This is a genomic window from Cellulomonas citrea (assembly GCF_009829685.1).
GTDB lineage: Bacteria > Actinomycetota > Actinomycetes > Actinomycetales > Cellulomonadaceae > Cellulomonas > Cellulomonas citrea.
The window spans coordinates 1-1515 of the sequence record NZ_VWSD01000284.1 but is presented as its reverse complement, the minus strand read 5'-3'; the positions used below and the strand labels follow the sequence as shown (position 1 = coordinate 1515).

The 1515-nt window shown below is 76.9% G+C and carries 1 protein-coding gene; it reads right to left on the bottom strand.

Going from position 1 to position 1515, the window contains the following annotated elements; genetic code table 11:
• The coding region (locus F2B26_RS16200) for a PH domain-containing protein (RefSeq protein ID WP_159811102.1) at positions 1 to 1389 on the bottom strand (1389 nt) is incomplete at its 3' end.
• Positions 1390 to 1515: the final 126 nt, after the last annotated feature.

The following is a 1515-nucleotide window of genomic DNA, read 5'->3' as shown; positions in this document are numbered from 1 at the left end:
CCGGCCGGCCTGCTCGTGCAGCAGCTGCGCCGCGACCGCCTGGTCGAGGTGCTCGACACGCGGCAGCACCGGGCCGGGGGTCGAGTGCAGCACGAACGTGGCGACGCGCAGGGCCCGCTGCACCGGGCCCTGGGTGAGGCCCAGCGACTGGGTGCGCTCGTGCGGCACCACGACGACCCGGCGCCAGAACCGGCCCGAGCGCAGGATGAGCGCCCGGTCGGTGACGAGCACACCGTGCCGCCGCCAGCCCACCGGGTCCACCCAGGCCGACCGACGCGGGGCGACCACGAACCCGCCGTCGGTGCCCGTCCCGGTGAGCGCCGCGTCGAGGGTCGCCACCGGGTCGGCGACACCCAGGTCGGGCAGCACCAGCCACAGCGCGGTGCGCGCCTCCTGGCGGGTGGCCACCGGGTGCAGCACGGTCTCGCGCTCCCCGCTGGACTGCTCGTGCGCGTACCCGGCCACGTTGATCTGCACCCGCCACCAGTCGGAGTGCCGCCACAACGGCCCCTGGTGGATGCTCACCGCCTGCACCCGGCCCGGCGGGACGGTCTGGGCGCGGGCCTCGGTGAGCCCGTGCCGCAGCCGGATCCCGTCCGGCGACGTGGCCGCGCGGAACGACGCACCGCTGTTGACGCGGGACCACATGACGCTCACCGCGCCGAGCACCATCGGCAGGGCCAGCAGGACCGACCCGGGGTCGCCGGTCGCGAACCCCGTCACCGTGAGCCCGACGACGAGCAGCAGGAACCAGGCCACCGCACCGGACAGCGCCACCGAGGCGAGCAGCCGGCCGAGCGGCACCTCGTAGACCTGGTACTCCGGGGCGGTCTCGTAGGCCGCGGCGCCGGGTGCGGCGGGGGGCGCCTCGGCGGGGGCGGCGTCCGCGTCCAGCGCGGCGGACGGCTCCCCGGCGGCGACAGGGGCGGTTGCCGGGCGCTGCAGACCGGCCGCCAGGCCCAGCAGCTCGGCGCGCAGCTCCTCGGCCTCGTGCTCGCGCAGGAACGCCAACGAGACCGCCGAACCGGCGCCGCCCGCGACCTCGAGCCGCAGCTCGGACAGCCCCACGAGCTGGGCGAGCAGCGGGCGCACCACGTCGACCGCCTGCAACCGGTCCAGGCGCGCCTGCCGCTGCTGCCGGAACACGATGCCGCTGCGCAGGTGCACCGCCTGGTCGGTGACGGCGAACCGGGTCATCCGCCACGCGATCGCCGAGTACACGAAGCCGATGACGGCGACCGCGGCCAGCCCGCCGAGCACCAGCAGCCAGCCGTGCCCGGCCAGCACCTTGGCGGCCGAGCGCAGGTTGTCGCTCGCCTGGTAGCCCACGACGACGAGCACCCCGGCGAACACCTTCCAGCCGCGCAGCAGCGGTGTCACGGGGTGCATCCGGCGCCAGGCCGGCGACCCGTCCGGCGGCGTGTCCGACGCGCGGTCGGGCGCGGAGTCCACCGCCCCGCCCGGCTCCGGGGACGACGGACCGGTCGGCTCGGGGTCCTGCCCGCTCACAGCCCG